Raw genomic sequence first — 22,677 nt, forward strand, 5'->3', positions numbered from 1 at the left:
GGCCTTGGAAACAGGTTCGAAGGCGATGGGGAGATGTGAAGGTGTTCTCATCACTTAGAGAGACGCAACTCATCTCTCGTAGCGATGACACCACTCTAAGTGCTGGTGGCTGATCCTCCGTGCGTTTTTTTGGTACCCCCGTCGGGGGTATTGCAGGGTCAAGGGGAGATGCTCCCCGGAGGTTCTGCAAATGCCTCCCGAGGAATGCGGTAGGTCAGAAAATGACCCGCCAGCGGCTGAAGCACCCCTGTCCCGTCATCACGTCCTGCACGACGGGTACGGAAGCGGGGAGTTCCCGGAGGCCCTGCGAACGACCTTGTTTTACGCGAACGTCGCCCTGTTCCTCGATCAGCGGTTGGCCCCGTTACACGACAGGTACCCCTCAGGAACGTGAAAAGAAGGCGCCTGCGAACCATGTGCGGTTCGCAGGCGGGGTGAGGCATGTGATGGGACCAGTGGGATTACAGGATGCTGCGCTTCCCTTCCAGGTCGTCCAACCACTCCAGCGTGGCAGGCAGGTCACTGGCACGGCCAATCACCGTGCACGTGACCCCGTCGATGATCACCCGGGCGAGCACCCGGGTTTCCAGCGCGGGCGCTTCCACCGGCAGCAGGCGCACAGGCACGGGCACGGTCACCAGGGGCAGTAGTTCACCGCGCTTCACCCTCGGAAATTGAACCACCATGGTGCCTCCTCTTCCTTGAAGGAACGGTCCTCAAGCTGAATTGAGTCAGCCGCCGATGCTACCCGCGCTCTGCGCGCGCGTGCCCGTTCCAGACGACGAACCACCCCAGCATCCAGGGGCTTCGGCTCAACGCCCGCCTCTGCGGCGGGACGTGCCACGTCAATCAACACCTGCCGCACCACCTTCTCGTCAAGGTTCAGCCCCCACTTCATCATCGCCCGCTGAACGCGCCGCGCGAGCGTCGCCAGGTCACACTTATCGCGGGTGCTGCCATTCCACCGTCCGCACAGCACCTGCCAACTTTCGTAGCCGTACGCGACCGCGACGAGGTCCAACGCCTGATACTGTCGCAGCGGCAAGCCGAACGCCCGCACCATCGTCTTCAACCGGCCCGCCAGTCGCTTGAGCTCCTTGAACTGCGCGTCCAGCTGTTCCACCCGGTCCCATTCGTTCATCCTCAACCTCCCGCCCGGTGGGAAGAGCGGGGTACAGGAACCCCGCCCCCAGAATCCCTTCAAGCCCGGGGGTCCGTCCCCGGCGTAGTGCCCTCAGCGACTCTCCCACGCCAGCCCTCACCCCGCAGACTGCCTGTGCCGGGCCGCAGCTTCCTCATCCGTCCCCTCTCTCGTCTGCGCTCAGCAGCGCGTCGAGCGTCATCCACCCGTTGCAGTTCGGGCAGTGCCGTTCCGCCCACTCCCAGATCGCCTCATCCCGGCTCAAAAGGCTCCCGTCCGGCGCCACGTACCACAGGGAACCCCCTGCCGTGCGGAACGCGCGAAAGTACATCCTCAACTCCCCACACCGCACCCAGTCGTCCTCCCGCTTGTCGTAGGTCATGCTTGGCTTGAGCGGCGCGGCCCACGTCCAGGAGACGGAACGCGAACGGGCCGGTGGGACGTGCCGTTCAGAAGGCACCATTGGTACGAGACTGGCGGGCGGCACGAACCCCGGCGTCTGCCCCGACAGCAGCTTTCCCAGAAGGCGGGAGAAGGCCTCCACCTGCCCGGGTTTCCGAGTCCGCGTGATGTACAGGACGTCAAGTCGGCTGTCGTCCCACAGGACGACGTTTTTCGAGGGCCGAGGGGTGACCAGGGAGTACGGCGGCACGGTCGGGTCCCTTCGGGTGGGCGTCCACCACAGGGGAGCTGTTGGGAAGAGACGCAAGACCGCCTCAACGCCCTTCGACTCACCCAGGGTCGCGGCACCGATGATGACGAAGGAGGGGATGTTCCTACCCGGCCGGGCCGCAGTGGGGAGACGAGGCTGCCCGCGAAGGTTGATCAGGTCGTCCGGGCGCGCTGCACGGGACGCTTGGAGGCGGCTTTCGCGGTGTTCCCGCCGGTCGAGGTGCTCGAAGATGGTGTTCTCACGGCGAGGGTGCGGCCAGGAGCGGAGGGTTCGCTTCTGCTTCCGGGTCGGCCGGGGTTTTCTGTCCATGACGGGTCCTCCAGGATGGTGGGGGTGTGGCGGACAGGTGGGGGTTCCGGAGGTGAACGCGCGCGGGTCACGGCGTCCCTCAGGGGTCGCCGGCGGCGATCCGCAGCAGCGGGCGTTCGACGAGGTCCGGGCGGCCGGCTTTGATGGCGTCCAGCATGGAGACGAGCGGGTCACTGACCCGGACGGCGCGGGCGGGCGGCCAGGGGCGGCGCAGCACCGTCGTCGCCGATGACCCGAACAGTTCCGCGAGGGCGCACCCCAGGTCGTGCAACCGGGGCAGGGCCACCTCCGGCGGGGGGTACGCGTGCAGGGCGAGGGTGAGTTCCTCCACACGCCAGCCGAGGAGGCGGGCCACGCACGGCGCGTCCTGGGCTTCCTTGCACCGTTGTGACGCGGGCGGGTCGTTCAGGGCCAGCCAGGGGTACAGGGGCCGCCAGCGCCGCGCGGCGGGCGTGACCCGCACCAGGTCGAGGGGCACGGGGCCGTGCGGGGCTTCCCGGACGCTGGCCGCGTCGAGGCTCACCCCACCTGGCCAGAGGATGCGCGTCCCGTCCGTGGTCGGCGCCGCGCGGACGCGCTTGAGAGTCAGCGGCGCGAAGCGGTCCTCGCCGAGCAGCGCGGCGTACCGGACCTGGTAGGCCTGGTCGTCCTCGAAGGTGACGACGATCTCCGCCCGGCCGGGTTCGGGCAGGACTTCCACCGCCACCGCCCGCACGTCAGCGGTCATACGAGCCCTCCAGGGTGGCGAGGACGCAGAAGGCTTCCACGAGAACGCGATGAACTCTCGCCGGGGGGACCGGCCAGGTGCCGCGGACGAGGCAGGTGCAGCGGCGCCGGTCCCCCCGGCTGCGCAGGGCGTACACGCGGGCGTCCCCGGTGAGTTCCCGCATCGCTCGTCGCAGTCCCCGCAGGATGAACGGCCGAGGACCGGCCTCCCGCCGGGGCAGGATGAGCAGGATGGTCGGCGGGCGCGGGGTCACGACGCCCCCGTGGGGACGAGGGACTGCGCGTACGCTTCCAGGACCGGTTGAAGGCGGGGCAGGTCGTTCAGGCGGAAGCGGCGGTACAGCTCGCTGTACGTTCCGGCGGTCAGGGGTCCCTGCTGGAAGGCGGGTGAGAGCCGCCAGTCCCCCTCCGTGACGCGTGCCCACACCCACGCTGCGGCAACCCGGTGCTTCCCATGCAGGTGGCCGGGATCACGGCCGGTCCCGCGCAAGAGCTCGCACCAGGTGTCGTACGGCACCTCCTCGTAGTTTTCGAACGCGCGGCGGCGGGCGGCGTAGTCCACCTTGTCCGCCCGGGTGGAGAGCCGGTAGGCGAGGTCGTGCAGGGCGAGCGCGAAGTCCTCGGACCGGCCGAGGGTCGTGATCACCCCCATGACGTTGTTCGCACTGCCGGTCGCGGTGCTGGGCGGGAGGCCAAGCGTGTGCGCCGCGCTCAGCCAGGAGACGTCCTCGGCGAGCTTGACGAGGTTCATGCTGATCACCCGCCGCGCCGGGTCATCCCCGACGTCCGTGCCGGTCAGCAGCGGTTGGAACGCCCGGCGGTACTCGTCCTCCCACAGGAGCTGTGGGACGTGCTCCGCGCTGAATGCGTACCCTTCACCCCCATGCCGCGCGTACGGGGACCGGTTCCCGACGCGACGGGGAAACTCCGCGTTGGGCGCGAGGACGAGGTTGAACGCTTCCAGGAGGGGACCGGCGAAGTTGAAGTCGATGGCGGCGAGGCGGATCTTGTTGCGCTTCAGGTCCTGCACGCGCGCCACGAGCCACGCCATGCGGCGGCAGAGTTCCCCGACGTTCGGCGCGTCGAGAAGTTCGACAGCGACGGGCAGGATGGCCGCCATGAGTGCACTGGACCGTTGCTGCCCGCGGTACCCGATGAGGCTCGGCCCGCCGCGCCGTGCGCCTTTCCCGCGGAGTTCCTCGCGTTCCCGCAGGCGGGCGTCCCGGTCCTGTTCGAACGCCTCGAAAGCCGCGAGCGCCTCCGGGGGCAGGCCCGGGCCGAGGTCTTCCGCGAACGCGCCGTACAGGATGCTCGCGCAGAGGGCCCGCAGGTTCTCCGCGTACATCAGAGTGGGGCGGTCCTCACCGAGGTACCGGGTGGTGGGCCCGGAGAGGGCCTGGTCGATGCGGCGCTGCGTGTTCAGCACGCGCGGGTACGGCCGCAGGTCGATGGTCTGCACGCGGGCGAGGTCCTGCCCGCAGGGGCGGGCGCTGCGGCCCTCACCGACCGCACCCGGCGGTGGGGCGTTGTAGCAGACGCCCGGCTGGGGGATGAGGCTGGCGTACAGGGGCGCGCCGCCCCACTCGTGACGAATCCCCCCGAACGGCTTCCCGCACCGCGGGCAGAGGTCCGCGAGGAGCACCGCGTGCTTCGTGCACGCGAAGGTCAGGACCAGCTTCCACCGCACGAGAAGCGCGCGGTTCTCACCCACACAGCAAGGGCAGACGCGGGTGGTGGTGAAGAACGCCCACCCGTCCTTCGCGGCGAGGCGGACGCTGTTGGCATCCCCCGGGTCCACGCCGGAGAGGTCCACGGCGACGCCGTGGTACACGCTGAGCAGCATGCCCCGCACGGTCTCCTCGTCCAGGCGGGTGAGCCGCGCGAACTCACGGAGGCGGTCCTCCTCGAGGACGACGCCGAACGCATGCCCGATGCTTTTCACGTGGTCCTCGTCGATCAGGCCGGTGTGCGCCATCAGCGTGACGAGCGGCAATTTCAGGGGTAACCCTGTGCTGAGGCGGATGAGGTAGCTGCCGAGCGTCTCCCCCGGGATAACGGGCACGCGGAAGTTCAGGACGCGCCGAGCGAGTCTCACGCGGCCTCCTCCAAGCCCAGGATCTCCCGGTAGCTCGCCTCGGCGTTGCGGCTGATTTTCACCTGCGCGAGCAGTTTCCGGTTGAGGGTTTCGGACTTGCCGATGGCGATGTTCGCGGCACGCCGCACGAGGTTGGTTAGGGTCCCGATGGACCCCTGCGTGCGGTCCCAGAGGTAATCACCCAGCTTCAGGAGCGTGCCCGGCCGGTACTTTTCCAGCACCAAGCGCTTTTCGAGTTCCGTGAGCACGAAGGCCCAGCTGGCTTCATCCCGGCGGAAACGGTCGACCGGGCAGCGGACGAACCGCCCTCCCGTCTGCGCGCCGGACAGGTCCAGGTCGGCACCCTCGTCGAACAGGCCGCAGGCTTCCAAGTTGATCCCCGCGAAGATGAACGTCACGTCCAGGTCCGACGCGAGCGCCTTGATGTGCTCGTTCACGACGAAGTTCGCTTCCTGGACGCGCTTGTTCTTCTGATCGCGCAAATTTAGGAAGTGGATGTCGTCGACGAGGATGACCTGCGTGTGGAGGTTCACGACCGCGTCGATGAGCGCCTGCGTGAGTTCCTCGGTGGTCACGTTCGCCTGGGAGCGGCGCAACGGGATGTGGAAGAACTCCGCGAGGCGGATGTTGAAGCTTTTGGGGGTGCATTTCGAGGGCAGGGTGACGTACGCCACGGGGGCGATGAGGTCCGCGTCCCGCGGGTCGACGGGCGGGAACTGCGCGCGGAAGTCGAGTTCGAACCGCTTGCCGATCTGCGCGAGGATGGTGCTCTTGCCCAGCGTGGCGGGCCCGTCGATGGCGAGTCCGGGCTTGGCGCTCTCGTCGGACTCGTCGTTGTTCTCGAGGATGGTTTCCGCCTGCATCAGCGCGTTCTGCATGCTTGGTGTGAAGATGCGCGGGGCGGTCTTGTGGTACCGGCGGCGGGCCCGGTGGTAGTCGAGGACCTGCTCCGGCGACCAGTGCTGACGTTCTCGGGCGGGGACGATCAGGGGTTTCGACGCTTCGGGGCGGTTCACGAACGCCCGCCAGTGCTCGATGCGGACGAGGCGGCGGCGCACATCCTCCCGGCCCTGGAGGGGAACGGGAGCGTCGGGAATGCGGAAAGCCATGAGGTACCTCCGGTGTTACTCGTCGTCGTCGCTGAAGTCGTAGAGGTCCGTGATGTCCCGGGGAATGTCCCCCACGGGTGTGAAGGGACGCTTGGAGAGCGTGGGTGCGGGCGGTGGGGGCGGCGGGGGCGTGACGGGTTCACCGAGGACGTCCTCGCGGTCCTGCTCGGAGCGCAGCACCTCTTGCATGCGCTGAAGTTCCCGGCGCCGCTGCTTCAACTTGGGCACCTCCGCCTGAATGCCGCGGACGAGGCTGTCCAGCGCGGCTGACACCTCCTCCGGGGAGCGCACGTGCCCGGTTTTCTTGAACGCGACGTCCTTCGCCTGTTGGAGGAGTTCGTCCGTGAACTGGGCGTGGGGGAAGGCGGTGGGTTTGCGTTCCAGTCGGACCCACGCGCCCGTCCTGGGGTTCTGGAAGTACAGGTACCGCAGGTCGCGCGGGTCCCGCCGGAAGATCCAGCGGTGCTTCAGGTGCGTGTCCTGGGAGAGTTGGTTGCGGAACGGGCCGAGGTCCGGGTGGTCGTAGTACAGGCCCATGTACTCCACGCCGTAGTCGTGGATTATCCGCGCTGGGAGGGCTTCGAGCAGCTGGTAGTAGATGTCCTGGCCGAGCGGCGCGACGAGCAGCCCGGCGGTGCGGAGTCCCACTTCGAAGAGGTCGTTCGGACTTAGGAGCACCTTGGGGTAGTCGGGGTGCTTCAACCCGCCATGCGGGCGGAAGTGGTAGTGCGTGGCGAGCCACTCGCCGATACGGGCTTCCACCTCGTGCGGGAAGTACACGGCGTCCTCTTCGGGGTTCTTGCCGCGCTGCTGGACGTTGCTGCCGATGTACCCGGGAATGCTCTGGCAGAAGGTCTGCGCGAACGTGCGGAACCACCGTTCGATCTGGGGTTTGTCCGTCGGTGTGTACGGGCGGGCGTACAGGATGGTGACGCCGAGGAGTTTGCAGATGTTCCGCATGTGCCGGCTGGTGAAGATCCAGCCGTTGTCGACGACGACCGTGTCGGGGAGCACCCAGGGGATCGCGGCGAGATCCGTGCCTTCCGGCAGGTGGTACACCCGCAGCACCACGTGTTCGGGCACGCCGACGTACGGGTAACGGGCGCGGGAGGGCCAGCCGGGCAGCATCCGCTTGGGCGTGATGACGTCGTGGAAGGCGAAACTTAGGTCAATGGCGCGCCCGGCGGGCACGAGGCGGGCCGTGACGATCGAGCGGGAGTACAGGTCCATCCCGACGAGGCACTTGCACCGCTGCACGACCCCGGGGTCCAGGGGGTGGAGGCAAAAGAAGTCGCCGGGCGTGAGGTCGAACAGGACGTACTCGCCGGGCCGGGTGGAGAGGACGCCCTGGTACATGTGTTTCGGGCGGTTGTCGAGGCTGCGCCGGGTGGGCGCGGCGCCGAACAGGTGCTTCGCTTTCCCCACGACCCGCAGGAGGCGCTGCACGGAACGGTTCGACGGGGGGCGGGCCAGCGGCACGCCGTCGTTGAGCTTCTCGGCCTCGCGTTTCACGGCGAGGGCGAGGTTCACCCGGGTGACGTTCGATCGGTTGATGTGCGCGGCGCTGACCTTCCGGGCGGCGTCCACGACCTGCGGCGGGTTGTGCCCGAGGGGATTGCGCCGGGGAACCTTGCGCAGGTTCACCAGGGCGATCAGGCCCACCTCGCGGTAGTTGCGGGCGAGCTTGCGGAGGCGTTCCACCTCCTTGCGGACGAGGCGGTCGAGCTTCTCGCCGGTCGCGTCAGGGTGAGCTTTGAGGACCAGTTCGCGGGCCTTGTTCTCCCGGCGTTGCATGACGGGCACGAGCGCCGGGTTGTACGCCTCCCGCGGCTCCCCGGGGCGGGGCAGGTCCTCGCGGCCGGACGCGAAGCCCGTCTCGTACTCGTGAATGTGCGCTTCGAGGTCGAGGGCGTCCCGAACGAGGATCTCAGGGTACGTGTCCAGGATGACGCTGCGCGGGTCGAAGCGGCGGGCGTCCTTCTCCGGGATGATGGGGATGAAGTCGTCCGCGGCGTGCAGGTCGACGAGGTCGACGAGTTCCACCCGGCCGAACGGGTCGCGCAGGCGCAACTGGCCGTCCTCAAAGGCGGGGTCAGCGACGACCCACTGGGTGCTGCGGTAATGGAGTTTCAACCCGGCCTTGAATTCGATGGCGAGGGGCATCAGACCCTCGCGTGAATCACGCTCATGTCCGAGAGGGGTACGTTCAGGTCAGTGGTGAGGTCCTGCTTCCAGAGCAGATAAAACAGCACGGGCCGGGCGAAGAACGGCTCGCCGACGGCGTCCGCGAGTTCCCCGAGGGGTCGGGGGGTGCGCCGCGCGAGGTCCAGCAGGGCGGGCGCGTACTCGTCCAGGGCGTGCGGGGGGCGGCGGTGACCGCCCAACCAGCGCAGGTTGAACAGGTGCGTGGGGTGTGGTTCTGACCGCACTTCGTACGCCCAGCCGATGGCAGAGCAAGCCTGACGCGTGGTCTGGAAGGCACGCTGGGTGTCCTCGTCCGTGGTGTGGGCGGTAGGGCGGACGTCGAGGACGAGGCGGCGCTGCCCGACGCGGTCGGCAAGCAGGTCTGGGTAGTGCCCGAGGACGCGGCCGTCCTCGGCCGTCCAGGTGAGGAGGAACGGTTGAGCGGCGACGCGCCGCACGCCCCGGTCCTGGTCGAGTTGCCGCATGACGGCCTCTTCCAGGCGGGACTCGAACGCCAGGTGCACGCCCTGCGTGGTGAACCAGTACTCGCCCGTCTGGTTCACCTGGTGCCGGTAGTTCTGCACCTTCCGGCAGGGTTGGAGGTCGGCGAGGGAGAGGGTGAGGAGCGCGTCCAGCGGGGCATCCTGGACGACTTCACCATCGCCCCTCACGAAGGAGACGCGGTAAGATGTCATTCGGCTTTCCCTTCTGGGGGGCCAGTGGAAGTGCCAAGATCTTGCTTGCCGGCGGGACTTGGCACTTCGCGCGCTTCATGAGAATGAAGCTTGTCCTGGTGTCCCAGGATCCCCCACGGGCATGTTACGCCCCCGGTGAAAACGAGGTCTAGCCCTTGGATGAGTGGGAAGATGAGAAGCCCAGGGGGAAAATCACCGGGGACTCAGAGTGGAATGCGTGCTGGACGGCGTGAATCACGCTTGTGTAGGTACATGTGTGGGGACAATCGGCGACACGCGGTTTTCCCACTTTTACGCTGTGTGTGAAAACTGGTCCGGCCGCCGCTCGGAGGGCCCGTCGAATTGCCGACGCAGGCGCGCGCGGCGAAGCTGCGATATGACCTGGGATAAGCGCCGCGCGCCCGGGCGCGCGGACGTTGCTCATGCGCACTTGACTCAGGGATCACCGATGTTCAAAGAGGACCGGCCGGGTCCCCCTGGGGCGATCGTGGATGTACGATGCGCTCAGGTTGACGCCAGCCGGTTCACTCCCCGTGTCAGCGGAGTTTTAGGGTAGGCGGCATCGCCCGCGCGCGCAAGGACGCCACGCGGACGGCACGAGGACGCCGTGGATGCCGCTCCCTCCCGGCCAGACCCGTCAGCCGGGAGGGAGGCAGTGCGGCCGCTGGTCACTGGCCGCGGGAGACGGTGATGTCGACAGGAAGTTCGATCCTCGCGTGGGCGACCTGATCGCCCACCACGGCTGCGTTCGCGAGAGCCGTACGAGGGGCACATGACGCAATCATCTTTGCCAGCAGGCGTGGACCGTCCTGCCATGACGGCGGCGCTTCAGCGCCTCGATGACATTCTGGGTGTGCAGCACGGGGGGTTGTTGCGGCGGTTGCAGACGGAGTTGGAGGTCCTCGATTGGGCATGGCGGCGAGGCTGCCTCCTGATGGAACGAGATGCGCTTCCAGCAGACGAGAGGTATGCCGTCATTGACGGGTGGCGCGCCCTGCTGAACGCGTTCGATGACCGTGGTGTCCCCCCGGCGCTTCCTGACACTCCGGGCCCTGCGGTGAATTTGCGCATCGTACCTTCCGACGAAGCTTCTGCCTATGAGGCACGGTTGCGTGGGCAGCTCGCGGGGTTGCCGTGGGAGGCCCGGCCGGTGTGCGCGATTGAAGCCCTTTTGGACGCGCAGGCCTTCGCCGCATCTTTGACGTGCAAGGACGCGGTAAAACTGCTGCTGCTGGCCTGTGACGCCCTGGGCTTCCGCCGCGTGGACCCGGGGGAGTTTGGGATCGCACTCACGTACTTCCAGCGGCTGGTCGCGCGCGGCTGGGTGGTAGCCAAGGCGTGGACGGCTGTGTCCGCCCGGCGCGAGGTGATGTTGATCGCTGGCAATACCCGGTCGGAGGGGTGCGTTGTGATGGAGCCCTGCGCGCCCGGGGAGAGCCGTCACTCGATTGGCGTCACCGACGAGGGCCGCGTCAGGTTCCGGGCGCATCTCACGTTCATCAAGGCTGACCTCCTGGAGGACACCTTGCGGGCGCTCGCGGCGGTCGGCGTGACGGACAGGGTGAGCCGCCCTGGCTTCGTGCTGCATGACGCGGCGACGGCTCCTCGTCTTGAAGGGGTGGGGTGAAGTGGGACGGTCGCTGGGTTCCGGGAAGGAGCGGGCGATGCAGCGAAAGCAAGCGCGAACGACGCTGAGAAAGAAAACGGGCACGCGGACAGGGCGCACTGCGGTGAAGGGCAGACCCGACCCGGTGGAGAAGAGAAAGGTGCCGTTCGCGTTGAGGATGAGTCGGTACGACAAGGACCGGCTGAAAGTGCTTGCTGATCACATGGGGTTGACCGTTTCTGTCAATTCAACTTGAGGGTGTCATCAGGTGGTGTGTCCAGCACGGGCTTCAGCCTTTGCATAAAGCAGGATGTCAGCAGGGGTTATTCAGCTGAGAATGTCATCTTTTTGCGACTCATTGTCCGGGCGTCGAGCAGGACCCTTCTAGCTGGGGGTAGCGTGACACCACCAGCCCGATATTGAGATTGCCCGCGAGACGCAGCAGCTCCGCCGGAAAGGCGTCCGCCTGATGGGCGACGTCGCGGTCCTCGATGCCGAAGTCCAGTTCACACACGTCCACCCCTGGAAAGTCGGCAAGTGGGGCCAGCTCGGCCGCATACCGCTTCAGGAAGGCGATCGTGTCGTCAATCTGCCCATCGAGGTCGTCGAACTCCGCTTCGCTGGTCACCAGGAAGAAGCCGGACCACTCCATCCGGCGCCCCCGGTGTTCATCCAACTTCAGCCTGTCACCCCAGCTCGTGTCCAGCACGGACTTTTGCATCTGCATAAAGCAGCATGTCAGCAGCCCTTGTGAAGCTGAGCATGTCATCTTTTTCGGGCAGCGCGGGCATTGCCACCGCCTTACTTCGGCGCGGTCCCGGGCGTAAGCCCAAAGCTGAAGCTGCGATACTCCCCACCCAGCGACACCCCCAGCCACCCCTCCTGCACCGCCCGCCCGGGGCCGGTGCGGTTGGGGTCCAGCGTGCGCGGGCGACACGACCAGCAGCGGGTGACGGTCAGGGGCGCGGTAGCATGCCGTTCTGTTGGGGAGGTGGCCATGGTGAACGCACACGATTTGGACCGGGTGGGCATCAACAACGTCGACCTGAGCTACTGGCTGGTCGATGAGGGAACTCACAGTTACTTCACCCCCATGATGGAAGCCCGGCAGGGCGGTGACGGCACTGCCGCTCACATCTGGGAGTTGCTTCATCACGCGGGTATGCCCATCCTGGACGTGAACGAACGAGCCTACAAGCTTCACTGGGCAGGTCCTGAAAGCCTGCCCCGCTTCACAGCTGAAGGCACCCTCGCCACCCAGGACATCCTTGACCTCGTTACCCTGATGCCCCACGTGCAGCACCCTGGGATGCGGGCGCGCATCGGTGACATCGCCTGGCACACCGCCGAGAGGAAGGACCGCAAGTACGTTGTAAGGGCCGCGAGGGATGCTGTTGAAGCGTACCTCACGTACGCGAACCACCTCGTCCAACACCCCTCAAACTTCGACGTGGACATCGCTGAGGCGCTGACGCGAGCCTGGGACCTCACGCTGAGCGTGGCAAAAAGCGACGAGGGCCTGAAGGGCCGGGTGTTGGACGAAGCCCTCAAAGTCGTGCGTGACGACGAGCGTCACCCGACAACACGCCTCCTGCTGCTGCAAAGGCTCCCCGCCAAGCAGGTGGATGCTGCGGAGATGGCCAGCCTGGCTGGTGAAGCCGCACGCCGGGCAGAGCAGGGAAATTACCCCAACTACGACACGAACTTCACCCCGGCGGAAGGTTTCCGTGCAGTGCCCCTCCCGTTCATTGCCATGCAACTGCACGACGTCGCCGCCAGGTGGCACCGCCGGAACAATGACTCGGAGCAGGAGCGCGTGGCGCAACTGGACTCCATCGACGTGGAAGCCCGCCAAGCCCGCGCGCGCGCGGCGGCGGGTGATCACATGGGGGCCGCTTTCGCGCTCATGGGGGCCATGCGGCGACGTCAGCAATTGCTGGGGAGCGGGGAAATGGAGGTCATCCAACTGCACGGTGAGGCCCGCGAGGCAATGAAGGCGGCGCGCGAAGGGCAGACTCCCCAAACCGAGGACATTACGCAGCTCGTGGAGCGAGCAAAGCCCGGCATCCTTGCCAAACTCGACGGGAGGAGTTTAAGGGAGGCCATCTTCATCCTCGCGCACTTGCCTTCCTTCCGCCCCCGCGACGAAGTGGAGCGGCTGACCACGGACGCGCTGGATACCTCAGTGCTGGCCAGGCTGTTCGGAAACGTTGAACTCAGCGCCGATGCACGGGTGACGGCAACCGCGGGGGGACGAAGTGACGAGCAGTTCGCCCACTGGCGGGTGGAGTTCCAGAACATGGTGCGCCAGACGTACGTCCACACGACCATCAACCCCGCGCGGGAGTACATTCGCGAGCAGTACCGCTTGGACCCGCAGGAAATGATGGACGCCATCGGCGGGGCTCCCCTGGTGGGAGACGACGACCAGATCAGTGTCGTGCGTGGAATTCACGCGGCATTGACCGATGACGACCTGGTCGCGGCGCACCTGCTCGTTCCCCGCCTGGAGACCGTGTTCCGACGGGTGCTCGACCAGACGGAAGGTCAGCTCCCTTCCGCAGTGAAGAGCGACGGCACCGAGGACGTGCGGATGCTCGGCCCGATGCTGGAGAACCCCGAATACCGCGACCGCCTCGACGAGTATTTCGGGCCTGACCTGATGTTCGAGATTGAAACGTTCTTCAACTCCAAGCCCGGCCCGAACGCCCGCAATGCCCTGTGCCACGGCTTCGCCCCGGACGCCTTCTACGAGGACTGGCCGGGCGTGATTGCCACGCACCTGCTCATGCGCGTGTACCTCACCCTGCCGAAACTGGCGGACGCAGCGGAAGCGCCCGACGACAGCGGCCCTGCGGAGGAGGAACAACCAGCTGCTGCGCCTCAGGAGCAGACGCCGGACGCTTAACACACTGGGGCAGTTCGACCGGGGGCTCCCCCGAGAGGCCATCTGAACTGGGGCGGGGTGCATCCCGCCCCAGTTCATTCCTCTTCCTCGCCGCCCTCCTCCTCGTCGAGGTCGTAGTCGGCGAGGTACTCCTTGAGGGCCTTCTCGAAGTACAGGGGGGCGGGTTTCGTCGTCCACTCCCCGAAGTGCGCGTAGCACTGCCGCAACCATTCCACCAGCCGCGCCACCTGGTCGGGCTGGTCACCACCGGAACGCACGACGGCAATCTCCACGCCCGCCGGGGTCGTCCACGCGTCCGTGTGGACTTTCATGGTGTCCGCGACGTAATGCTGCCCGGTGTCGTCGCGTACCTGCCTCATGCCGTACATGACCCGGTACCCGGAGCGGCCCTGGGTCTGCCCGGTGCGGATGGTGCTGCCGAAGGACAGGTACACGTTCGTGCCCTGCGTGTCCGTCACCTTGAACAGGTCCGCTTCCGCCGCTGAGGGCGCGTGGTAGCGGATGATCTCCGCGGTGGGCTGGCCGTCCTCGCCCTGCACCGCCCCGTGGAAGTCCTTGTCCCACAGCACCTTCGGGCTGTTGCTGGTGCGGACGCGGACGAGGCGAGCGTGCGGCCAGGCAGCTTCCGCGTGGAAGGTGCCGTCCAGGTGAACGTTGTTCGGGTCGATGACCTCGTCCTTCAACCAGGGCCACACGCTGCGGCTGCTGTCCGCGTCGACGATCACCAGCGGCCGCTGCGCCCGCTTGCCGAAGTCGGCGAGCGCCTCCCGGAAGAACGCCTGCGTCCGCCCGCCCAGTTGCTCCCAGCGGTTCTGCACGGCCGTGGTGAGCTGCACGGGGCCCAATCCCGCGAGGGTCACCAGCGCCTGCGGGAGCGGCATCAGGGAGGTGTGCACGGGCTGACGGCCGTCCCCCTCGTACGCGAAGCGGGCGCCGCACGTGCCCGTCTCCACGTCAAGTTCAATCGCGAACGGCAGGAAGCTGCGGTCGTTCCCGATGAAGCGGGTGGTGTTGCGCCGCACGACGCCCAGCGCGAGGATGCGGTCAGGGTACGCGCCGAACAGGCTGGGCACGTCCTCCTCGTACACCTTCCTCGCCTCGGCGATCACCTTCCCGGGTTTCACCCGCCCGGCGCTCTTGTAGGCGAGGTCCAGCCAGCCGATCATCAGGCGATCCTCGAAACTGCGGTCAATGCCCGCGTCGATCTCATCCTGAGTCTTCTTCCGGCCGCGCGGCGCTTTCACGGCCGCTTCCTCGCGGGCCTCGTCGCGGGGCCGCAGGTACTGCACGGGCACGCCCAGGCCCTGAGCGAGGGCGATGCGCGCCGCGCGTTTGTTCACCAGGTCGTCGTGCTGGTTCCCGGGGTACCACTGCCGGGCGATGACCAGCACCCCGTCCACCCGGCGGCCGGTCTTCTCCTCGTGGGCCTTCACCGTCCGGATGAACGGGTCCCATTCCGCCATGCGCAGCGCCGCCCGGTCCGCATTCCCGGGTTTGTGATCGGGGGATTTCGGCTGCGGGACCGGCAGTGTCGAGCGCGGGCCGTGCGCGAGGGGACTGATGGGCACCCGGACAGTGGTGACGCTGCCGCCCAGGATGGTGGCCAGGCGTGCCTCGGCCTCGCGGGCGTCCTCCTCCTGGCCGGGCTGCACGGCGATCACCAAGTGGTGCTCACCGTCGTACACGTCCCGGATGCTCTGCTGCGCTTCCTCCAACCACTGCCGGTACTTCTCTTTCTTCTTGCTGTCGTCGCTGTCGCGCTTGCCCCAGTGCTGGTCGCGGTCCTTCACCTCGCGGGTGGACGTTTCCAGGTACCGCAGGCCCTCCCAGGGGTGCAGGCCCAGGGCCTTCATCGCATCGACGAGGCCGGTGAACCCGTCCAGCTTGTCCTTGTCGGGCACGCCGCTCTTCGTTTCGCTGCGTTCGCCCACCCCGTGCTTGAGGCCGACGAGCAACCGGCACCCGGACAGGCGGTGCCCTTCCTTCACGATCTTCTCCGCGGTGAAGGTCGTCTTCGGGAAGTACCGGCGGGCGATCGGGCCGAAGTCATCATCCGGCGCGTACACCCACCCCGCTTCCGTACGCACGCGTTTCAAGGTGAATTGCAGGGCCCGGGTGGACCCGTCCGGGAGGGCGTACGCGCTGAGCGTCTTTGTGGTCGCCTTTTCCTTGAGACCTGTCGCCCACACGCGTTTGCTGAACTCGGTGATGATCACGGGCGTGGGCCGGCCGGGGTAGCTGAACACGCGGAGGCGCACGACGAGGCTGAAGCGGCTTCTGCCGCCCACGGGGACCGGGTCCGTCATCAGTTCCGCCTGGTTCTGCTCCAGTTGCCCGCTCGCGATACGCCGCAGGGCGCCCAGGTCAGGGAACGGGGCCTGCCCCTCCAGGCCGCGAGCGACGAAGTCCGCGAGGTCCGCGTAACTGCTGGGCGTGAGGGCCTTCGCGGTCTTCCCCAGACTCGTCCCCCACTCGAACACCCGCGTGCTGCGTTCCCGGGTGGTGAGGGCCTGCCCAGCGCGCACCAGCTGCTTGAGTTGCCCCAGGGCCGCCACCGCGTCGGGGTGGTGGGCGTGTTCGGTCACGTCGTCCACCAGCCAACCCAGGGCGGCGTCCCGAGCGGCGGGCAGGGCGTCGTCCGGCGGGGTGAGCGTCCACGAGAGGGTGCGGTGCTTGGCGAGGCCCAGGGTGCGGTCCAGGCGGAGGTTCCGCTGATCACCGAGTTCCAGCCGACCACGCAGCCCCACGACGGGGAGACTCACCTTGGGTTTCTGACTGTTCATGGCTTTGGAGAGGGCACCCAGTTGGTGGTAGGCGGCGTCCGACCACTGCACGACCGTCACCCGGTGCACCTGATCGCGGCCGCGGCCGTTCATCACGAAGGCGAGTGCGATAGGGTCGTCACGCACGTCCCGTTCCCGCTTCACAATGCGCCGCACGCGGGTGTCCGCGTCCCCCTGCGGCATGACGTTCGGGGCGGGCGGGTCAAGGTCCTGAATGGTCATGCGTAATCCCCTTCCTCTTCCTCGGTGTCCCCGAGGACGTCGGCGAACAGGTCCTCATCCTCGTCGGGCGTGAATTCACCCGTTTCCAGCAGGCGGTCCGGGTCGAAGTCGTCGAACTGATCCTCGGCCCCCGCGGGACTCGGGTTGAAGAGGTCGTTGGTGCCGCCGCGGCCCCGTTCCCCCTCGCCGGGGAGGCGCAGGTTGACGACGTCGCGGAAGGCGTTCAGGAACACGCCGTACAACGCGTGGTACACGTCCCGCTGGTCCGGGTCGGCGTGCGCGAGGCAATCTTCCAGCACGTCCCGCATGAGGACCAGCACGCTGGACCGCTCACTTTCCGGGCGGCCCTCGGCGCTGTTGGGCGCCCAGGCGGCGTCCACGAAGTACACCTCGACGGGCATGCGCTTGCGCATCCCCCGGCCGATGGTCTGGAGGATGGGCACGAGCAGGTTCGCGGCGAAGTTCCGCAGAGTCCGGTCGTCCAGGCGACTGGCGCTCATCGGGCGGGCGAGGAGGTTCGAGATGCGCTTGTACGTCTTGTACCGCTCCACGTCGTACACCTGCCGCGCTTCCGAGAGGGACAGGCCAGCCATCACGTTGTGGTCCAGGTGCTGCGTGCGCTGCGCGAGGAGGGACACCATCAGGCTCAGGTCACCGGCAGCGGGGTGCGGGCGGGTGAGGAAGTACACCGATCCCACCGCGGCCTTCCCGCCGTCCTCGTCGTCACTCTTGAAGACGATGTTGATGCCGCGGCCCAGGGCGGCGATCGGGAAGACGACCACGTCCACGTTCGGGTCCTGGCCGAGTTCCTCCACCTGGCCCTTGAGGACGTAGTTCAAGGTGCCCCTCGGCAGTTCCCGCAGCACCCCACGCGTCCGCTCTCCCAGGGAGGGGTTCACGTCGTTGATCTGCTCGACGACCAAGCGCACCTGATCGTAGGAGTTCACGACGAGCGCCGCTTTGCGGGGTTTACCCAGTTCGGTCCTGATGCTGGCCACGGCGCTCTGAAGTTCACTCAGGTCCCCGGCTCCGGGTTGCGCGAGGGCGCGCACCATCAGGCGCAGGTTATCCTCGCGGTCCGGGCCGCCCCCGGAGAACCGCAGGGGCTTCTTCGTGGACGGGTGCAGTTTCGGCAGGGCGTACAGCCGCACGGTGCCCACCTGGTCACTGCTGGGCGACAGGACGTAATCGGGTTTCTTGTCGACGTGGTACTCGGTGGACGCTTCCAGCCAGGAGGTGGCGCTGGCGAGCAGGACGTTCGCGCGGGACACCTCGTGCAGGCGGTGCATCAGCAGGCGCGGCGTGGAGTCCATCACCAGGTAGTCCACCTGGAACCCGTCGATCTCCGCGGCGCGGCGGTACCGCACGGCGGAGAAGGTGCCCAGGATGGACCGCGGCACCAGCTCCCGCATTTCCGTGGACGCCTTGGAGAACACCAGTTCGTCGGGGATTTCGCCGCGTTGCGCGAGGGGCCGCGCGGATTTCGCCAAGCGCTGGTAGCTCGCGACGGTGAATCCCACCGCGATCAGCAGCCGGACCTGCTCGCGGATGTCGTTCACGCTGCGCGCGTGGAACAAGTGGGCGAGGTCCCCGGCGATCTCCTCCACGATTTCCGTCGCGGCGGCCGCGTGGTCCAGGGCGAGGTACCGCTTGAGCGCGCCGTTCACCCGCAGCCAGCGTTCGTTCGCGTCCCGCACGTCCAGGCCCAGGGCGGGCGCGTACTTCTCCGCTTTCGGCCAGCCGGTCTCGTTCTCACTGCGGGAGAAGAAGGCGCGGTACATCGCCCGTTCCCAGAAGTCGGAGATGGCGCTGAAGGCGGCATGGTCGAAGTCGTCGAACGATCCGGCGGCGAGGAGCGCCTCGCGGATCAGGAAGCTGGCAGTGAGCAGCTTGTCCGCGTACTCGACGCCCAGGCGGTGGGTGCGTTTGTTCGCGAAGAGGGTGCGCACTTCGGAGACGAAGCGCAGCATGTGCCGTTCGAACTCGTTCGCCTGGAGGATGTACCGCAGCAGCCCGTCACTGACCTTCACGCGGTTCGCGGCGAGCAGGCCCGTCATGTTCTGGATGCGGATGTGCACGCTCTGGTCGTTGCCGGTGAGTTCCAGGGTGAGCGCCCCGTGCCCGTCGAGGACCTTCTGGGTTTCGTCGCACTCGTCGAAGATCACCAGGTCGAAGGTGTCCGCGATGAGCTCGAAGTACCGCAGGCGTTCCTCGCTGGTGTGCGCGGGAACGTTGGTGTCCGCGGACAGGATGTGACCCAGCCACACGTCGGCGTGCACGAGTTCCCGCTGGTTCTTCACGCGCCCGCACAGGCTCCACGCGGGGCAGAGTTTGCGTTCCTCGCTGCCCTGCTCGTAGAGGCTCTCGCAGGGCGCGTCGCCCAGCTGCCACTTCGCTGGCCATTGGTCGGCGAAGGCGGGCAGGGGGCAGGAGCCCGCGAAGAGTTCCGCGCCCTCGCGGGTGCGGGCGAAGCCACCCTCGCCCTGCCCGGCGATGAGTTCCGCCATGCGGTTGCTGTGCCGGCGGTGCGTCTGCCCGGACCGGCCCATCAGCAGGGCGACCCGCACGCCCTCGTAGCGGCGCAGCGTTTCCAGGTACTCCCGGGAGACTTCGATGGACGTGAAGAACACGGCCACCCGGCGCTTCTGGCGGGCGAGGAGGATGCACAGCAGCGCGATCAGCGTGCTCTTCCCCGCGCCCGGCAGGCCGATCAGGTGCTTGAGCTCGTGGAGGTTCAGCACGTCCGTGTCCGCCAGGCCCTGCCCGGTGGTCTGTTGCAGGCGGATCAGGCCGACGCGCGTCACCCAGAACTGCGACGGGCGGTGCTCGCGGGCGTCCTCGGCGTCCAGTTCCTCGGCGAGGGCGCGCAACTCCGCCCAGCGTACCTGGATGGGCCCGCGGGGACGGCGCCGCAAGTCGTGCTGCTCGATGGGCGGGAAGGTCAGGCCGCGCAGGCGGATGGGCACCCGAGTGTCCTTGTCGAGTTCGACGGTGAGGTCCACGTTCGGGTTGGCGAGTTGAAGGCCGTGCTCCCGGCGGCCGAGGCCCTTCATCAGGATCTCCTCGGCGGCGAGGACGTTCGGGTCGAGGCTGTACTCCGCCGTGAACTTCAGCGTTTTCGGGTCGATGACGAAGCTGCGGTGCTCGGCTTCGGAGATGAAGTCGTACACGGCGTTCTGCACGGCGTTCTTCGTGAGCAGGTCCCCGAGGATCACGCGGGCGCTCTGCACGGCCCGTTCGAAGGGCGCGGCCTGCGCGGAACGTTCCACCGACCGCAGGCCGGAGAGGAGCACGTGCAGGTGTTCGAGGCTGTCCTCGCCGAGGAGGCGCATCAGGGTGCAGCCCCACTGGATGCGTTCGTGTTTCGTCCAGAGGTCAGGCCGTTCCCGCACGTGAACCCCCCTTCCCGTAGGTCTTCTTCAGGTGCGAGATCGCGTCACTCACGCTCATGACCCGCACCATGCGTTTGTTGTCCGCGCTGAACTGCTCCACCAGCCGGTCCCGGTACGTGGGCGACCAGCGGCGGTCGGCGATGGCGAGGATGCGTTCCGGGTACTGCCCCAGGCCGCCCAGCCCGCGGTTCAGCCGCTGGGCGAGGCGCACGGGGTCGCGGTAATCCTTCACGTCCACGCCCACCTCCTCCCCGATGGACACGTCGCAGCGGTCGCTGTGCGGGTACAGGTGCACCCGGCCTTTGAGGGCCCTCACGCCCTGCAAACGGTCGTACAGGCGCAGTTCCTCCCGGGCGGGGTCCGCCCAGTACATCAGCACCTCCGGCCGGGCGACGTACGCCTGGTCCACCTTCAGGGGCGTGGAGTCCTCGGTGGGGTGGTCGTCGCGGCACCCGGCGAGGGTGCACAGGCCGTCCTCGCCGATCAGGCCCTGGCAGTGGGCGCAGCGGCGCACCAGGCCGTTCTTCACGTGCCCGGCGTGCACGGGCTGGTACAGGCCCTGCACGAACTGCACGGCGTCCAGGCTGAGTTCCGGGTTGGCGTTCAGGACCATCAGTTCCTGTGCGCTCGCCATGGGGTGCCGGCCGATGAACTCCCGGATGACGGTGTACGCGGCGTCCGCGTCGTCCTCGAGTTTCTTGAGGGTGGCGCGCAATTCGTCGTGGAGGTGGTTCTCGATCAGGTCGCCGAGGTGCGTGCCGTCCGCGCGCTGGGCGATGGTGCCGCAGTCCTCGCTGGGTACGCGGTACACGGGGTCCACGAGGATGGCGTTGCCGTCCTCGTGGAGCTCCGCGAGGGCGCGCGGCGCCCACTCCTTCAGGGGCGTGGTGCACAGTCGCAGCAGGACGTGCACGCTGGCAGCACGGTCCTCCTGGCCCTCCTGGAAGTAGTGCCGGCCGAGGCGCGCCATCGCCTGGTGGAGGCTGAGGGGAGTGTTCTCGATGCCGGTCTTCTTGGCGTCCGTGTGGCCCACGATGGCGCCCTTGCCCACCAGGCGGTGCTGTTCGAGGATGCCCTTGGCGAGCAGGTGCAGGGTGATGACCGGTTCGGCGTCGGTGCGGACCAGGGGGGCCGTCCCCCCGACGAGGAGCAGGTGCAGGCGGTCGTCGTCGAGGGCGAGGACGCGGGTGACGGCATTTTGGAGGGTGAGGCCGTCGCCGCGCAGTTTCAGCAGGGCGAGCACCTCCAAGAGGTTGCGGCGGGTGAAGTTCCGGCCACTCAGGGTGAGGTGGCGTTTGGTGCGCCACAACCGCAGCGTGCGGACGTCCGGCACCTCCCCCGGCAGGCCCAGTCCTGCCGCAAGAGGCCCGAGCAGCGCGGCCGCTTCTTCCGCGGTTGCACGCTCAGGGAGGTTCTGGAGGGAGGTCACAATAAAAGCGTAACCTCATTTACAGACCGATGTCAATTCTCTCGTGATTGACACATCAAGTGTCATTCGGCCAGGGAGTATTTGAAGAGTACCGGGCGGCGAAGAAGACATTGGACACCTCGCCTGCCAGCCACGCCTGCTCCAACCGCGCGTCAACGTCGGTGAACGCTCTCAGGCTCACCGCAGCACCGGGCGCTGAGAGGGAGGAGCATTTCCCTTCCACTGTGCGGGCGCTTTGCCGCAGCCACATGCGTTTTTTTGAATCACCCGCTCCCCGCTGAGGCCTCGGTCAGGGTTCCAGCAGCAGGTCGACCTCACCGGGTTTCTGGTCCTTGTCGCCGAACAGGTGCGTCTGGGTGGGGTTGCTGAAGGGTTGGTGGAGTTGACGCAACTGCTTGTTCGGGAAGGCCGTTCGGAGAACGTCAATCGTCGTGTTCAGCGTGAACTCCCGCGCGTCCGTCCGCACCAGGACGCGCGCGTCCGGGGTGAGCAGGGCGGCGGTCGCGGCCGAGTTGAACGTCCGTTCCAGCAGCCGCCGGTACGCCACCTGCCCCTCGAAGCGGTCCTGCCACTCCCCGCTGGAGTACGTGGGGTGCGCGGGCCCCCCGAGCATCCACCGGCGAATCCACTGGTCGTAGTTGTAGTTGATCACCCCGCAGTACGGCGGGGACGTGAGGAGCAGGCGGAACGGGCCCGCCGCCCGGGTTTTCCCAAGGTCGCGGGTGCTGTCGCCCAGGACCGCTTTCGCTTTCGCGTTCGTGTCCGGCAGGCCGTGGTGGTACCGCCAGCGGATCTTGCCGCGCAGCAGTTCCCCCGCGTCCTTCTGCCGGGGGGTCATGTCGCGTTCCTTCCACCAGCGCACGGAGTAGTCGGGGCCCATCGACTTTGTCTGCCGCATCTGGTTGCTGAGGGCGTCCTTGTCCTTCCCGTGCAGGTCCACCAGGATGAACGCCATCAACGTCCGGTCGACCTTGCGGTCCTTCCAGCGCAGGTGCGTCCGCGCGGCCGTGAGGAAGCGCAGCACGTCCGGGCAGAACGCCCACGAGAAGAACTCCGGCATCTCCGGCACGGTCGTGGTCCGCGCGAGCGCTTCGATCTCCTCCAGGCGCCGCAGGACGTCCCGCGCGGTGGCCGGGTCCGTTTTCGTGCGCGCGTACAGCCAGGCGATGGGGTTGATCTCCACGCCCGCCGCGTTCCGCCCGAGGGCCGTCGCCGCCGCGAGGGTGGTGCCGCGCCCCATGAACGGGTCGAGGACCGCGTCACCCGGGCGGGTGTGCTCGCGGATGGCGGCCAGCGCGAAGTCCATGGGGAACATCGCGTACCACGGGCCCATCCGCAGCCAACGCTGCGTGGCGGGGGGAAGGCGGAGGGGTTCAGGGGGCGCTTCGAGGGTGAGGGTCATGGG

Annotated in this window: 16 protein-coding genes; 2 read left to right on the forward strand and 14 right to left on the reverse strand. The window is 67.6% G+C overall.

Annotation, left to right across the window (positions count from 1 at the left end; translation table 11 throughout):
- Positions 1-461 precede the first annotated feature (461 nt).
- From DAERI_RS00230 to DAERI_RS00275, 9 genes are all read right to left on the reverse strand, one after another.
- Positions 462-686, reverse strand: a complete 225-nt coding sequence (locus tag DAERI_RS00230; protein WP_133161930.1) for a hypothetical protein — start codon at positions 684-686, stop codon at positions 462-464.
- Positions 662-1,141: a glyoxalase superfamily protein gene (locus DAERI_RS00235; RefSeq protein WP_103127484.1), complete on the reverse strand. Its 480-nt coding sequence runs from the start codon at positions 1,139-1,141 to the stop codon at positions 662-664. The genes DAERI_RS00230 and DAERI_RS00235 overlap by 25 nt, the downstream gene beginning before the upstream one ends.
- A 154-nt stretch (positions 1,142-1,295) precedes the next feature.
- Positions 1,296-1,523, reverse strand: coding sequence for a hypothetical protein (locus DAERI_RS00240; protein WP_103127485.1), 228 nt, complete (start codon positions 1,521-1,523; stop codon positions 1,296-1,298).
- Between the two features lie 679 nt (positions 1,524-2,202).
- Positions 2,203-2,850, reverse strand: a complete 648-nt coding sequence (locus tag DAERI_RS00250) for a hypothetical protein (RefSeq protein ID WP_103127487.1) — start codon at positions 2,848-2,850, stop codon at positions 2,203-2,205.
- Positions 2,840-3,103: a hypothetical protein gene (locus DAERI_RS00255; RefSeq protein ID WP_103127488.1), complete on the reverse strand. Its 264-nt coding sequence runs from the start codon at positions 3,101-3,103 to the stop codon at positions 2,840-2,842. The genes DAERI_RS00250 and DAERI_RS00255 overlap by 11 nt, the downstream gene beginning before the upstream one ends.
- Positions 3,100-4,944 (reverse strand): TniQ family protein, encoded by a 1,845-nt coding sequence (locus DAERI_RS00260; protein WP_165794014.1) that lies wholly within the window; start codon positions 4,942-4,944, stop codon positions 3,100-3,102. The genes DAERI_RS00255 and DAERI_RS00260 overlap by 4 nt, the downstream gene beginning before the upstream one ends.
- The gene (locus DAERI_RS00265) at positions 4,941-6,053 is read right to left on the reverse strand and encodes a TniB family NTP-binding protein (RefSeq protein ID WP_103127490.1); all 1,113 of its coding nucleotides are present in this window, start codon (positions 6,051-6,053) and stop codon (positions 4,941-4,943) included. The genes DAERI_RS00260 and DAERI_RS00265 overlap by 4 nt, the downstream gene beginning before the upstream one ends.
- A gap of 15 nt (positions 6,054-6,068) precedes the next feature.
- Positions 6,069-8,216 (reverse strand): TnsB C-terminal domain-containing protein, encoded by a 2,148-nt coding sequence (locus DAERI_RS00270; RefSeq protein WP_103127491.1) that lies wholly within the window; start codon positions 8,214-8,216, stop codon positions 6,069-6,071.
- Positions 8,216-8,932: a TnsA-like heteromeric transposase endonuclease subunit gene (locus tag DAERI_RS00275; protein ID WP_103127492.1), complete on the reverse strand. Its 717-nt coding sequence runs from the start codon at positions 8,930-8,932 to the stop codon at positions 8,216-8,218. The genes DAERI_RS00270 and DAERI_RS00275 overlap by 1 nt, the downstream gene beginning before the upstream one ends.
- Before the next feature lie 814 nt (positions 8,933-9,746).
- On the opposite strand from DAERI_RS00275, the gene DAERI_RS00280 reads away from it, so the two are divergent.
- Complete coding sequence (locus tag DAERI_RS00280; RefSeq protein WP_103127493.1) at positions 9,747-10,559, forward strand: hypothetical protein; 813 nt, start codon at positions 9,747-9,749, stop codon at positions 10,557-10,559.
- A 334-nt stretch (positions 10,560-10,893) separates the two neighbouring features.
- Here the strand turns inward: DAERI_RS00280 and DAERI_RS00285 are convergent, their stop codons facing one another.
- Complete coding sequence (locus DAERI_RS00285) at positions 10,894-11,265, reverse strand: hypothetical protein (RefSeq protein WP_103127494.1); 372 nt, start codon at positions 11,263-11,265, stop codon at positions 10,894-10,896.
- A 270-nt stretch (positions 11,266-11,535) separates the two neighbouring features.
- Between DAERI_RS00285 and DAERI_RS00290 the strand changes: the two genes are divergently transcribed.
- Positions 11,536-13,446 carry a DUF7380 domain-containing protein gene (locus DAERI_RS00290; RefSeq protein ID WP_103127495.1) on the forward strand — a complete coding sequence of 637 codons (1,911 nt, stop codon included), beginning with the start codon at positions 11,536-11,538 and terminating at the stop codon, positions 13,444-13,446.
- A 74-nt stretch (positions 13,447-13,520) separates the two neighbouring features.
- On the opposite strand, the gene DAERI_RS00295 is transcribed toward DAERI_RS00290, so the two are convergent.
- The 4 genes from DAERI_RS00295 to DAERI_RS23200 form a co-directional block, all read right to left on the reverse strand.
- Positions 13,521-16,451 carry an RNaseH domain-containing protein gene (locus tag DAERI_RS00295; protein ID WP_103127496.1) on the reverse strand — a complete coding sequence of 977 codons (2,931 nt, stop codon included), beginning with the start codon at positions 16,449-16,451 and terminating at the stop codon, positions 13,521-13,523.
- Complete coding sequence (locus DAERI_RS00300; protein WP_103127497.1) at positions 16,448-19,843, reverse strand: pPIWI_RE_Z domain-containing protein; 3,396 nt, start codon at positions 19,841-19,843, stop codon at positions 16,448-16,450. The genes DAERI_RS00295 and DAERI_RS00300 overlap by 4 nt, the downstream gene beginning before the upstream one ends.
- A complete protein-coding gene (locus DAERI_RS00305; protein WP_103127498.1) occupies positions 19,827-21,272 on the reverse strand; it encodes a restriction endonuclease-related protein in 1,446 nt (481 codons plus the stop codon). The genes DAERI_RS00300 and DAERI_RS00305 overlap by 17 nt, the downstream gene beginning before the upstream one ends.
- A gap of 289 nt (positions 21,273-21,561) precedes the next feature.
- Positions 21,562-22,674 (reverse strand): DNA methyltransferase, encoded by a 1,113-nt coding sequence (locus DAERI_RS23200; protein WP_103127499.1) that lies wholly within the window; start codon positions 22,672-22,674, stop codon positions 21,562-21,564.
- Positions 22,675-22,677 lie beyond the last annotated feature (3 nt).

The organism is Deinococcus aerius, assembly GCF_002897375.1.
Lineage (GTDB): Bacteria > Deinococcota > Deinococci > Deinococcales > Deinococcaceae > Deinococcus > Deinococcus aerius.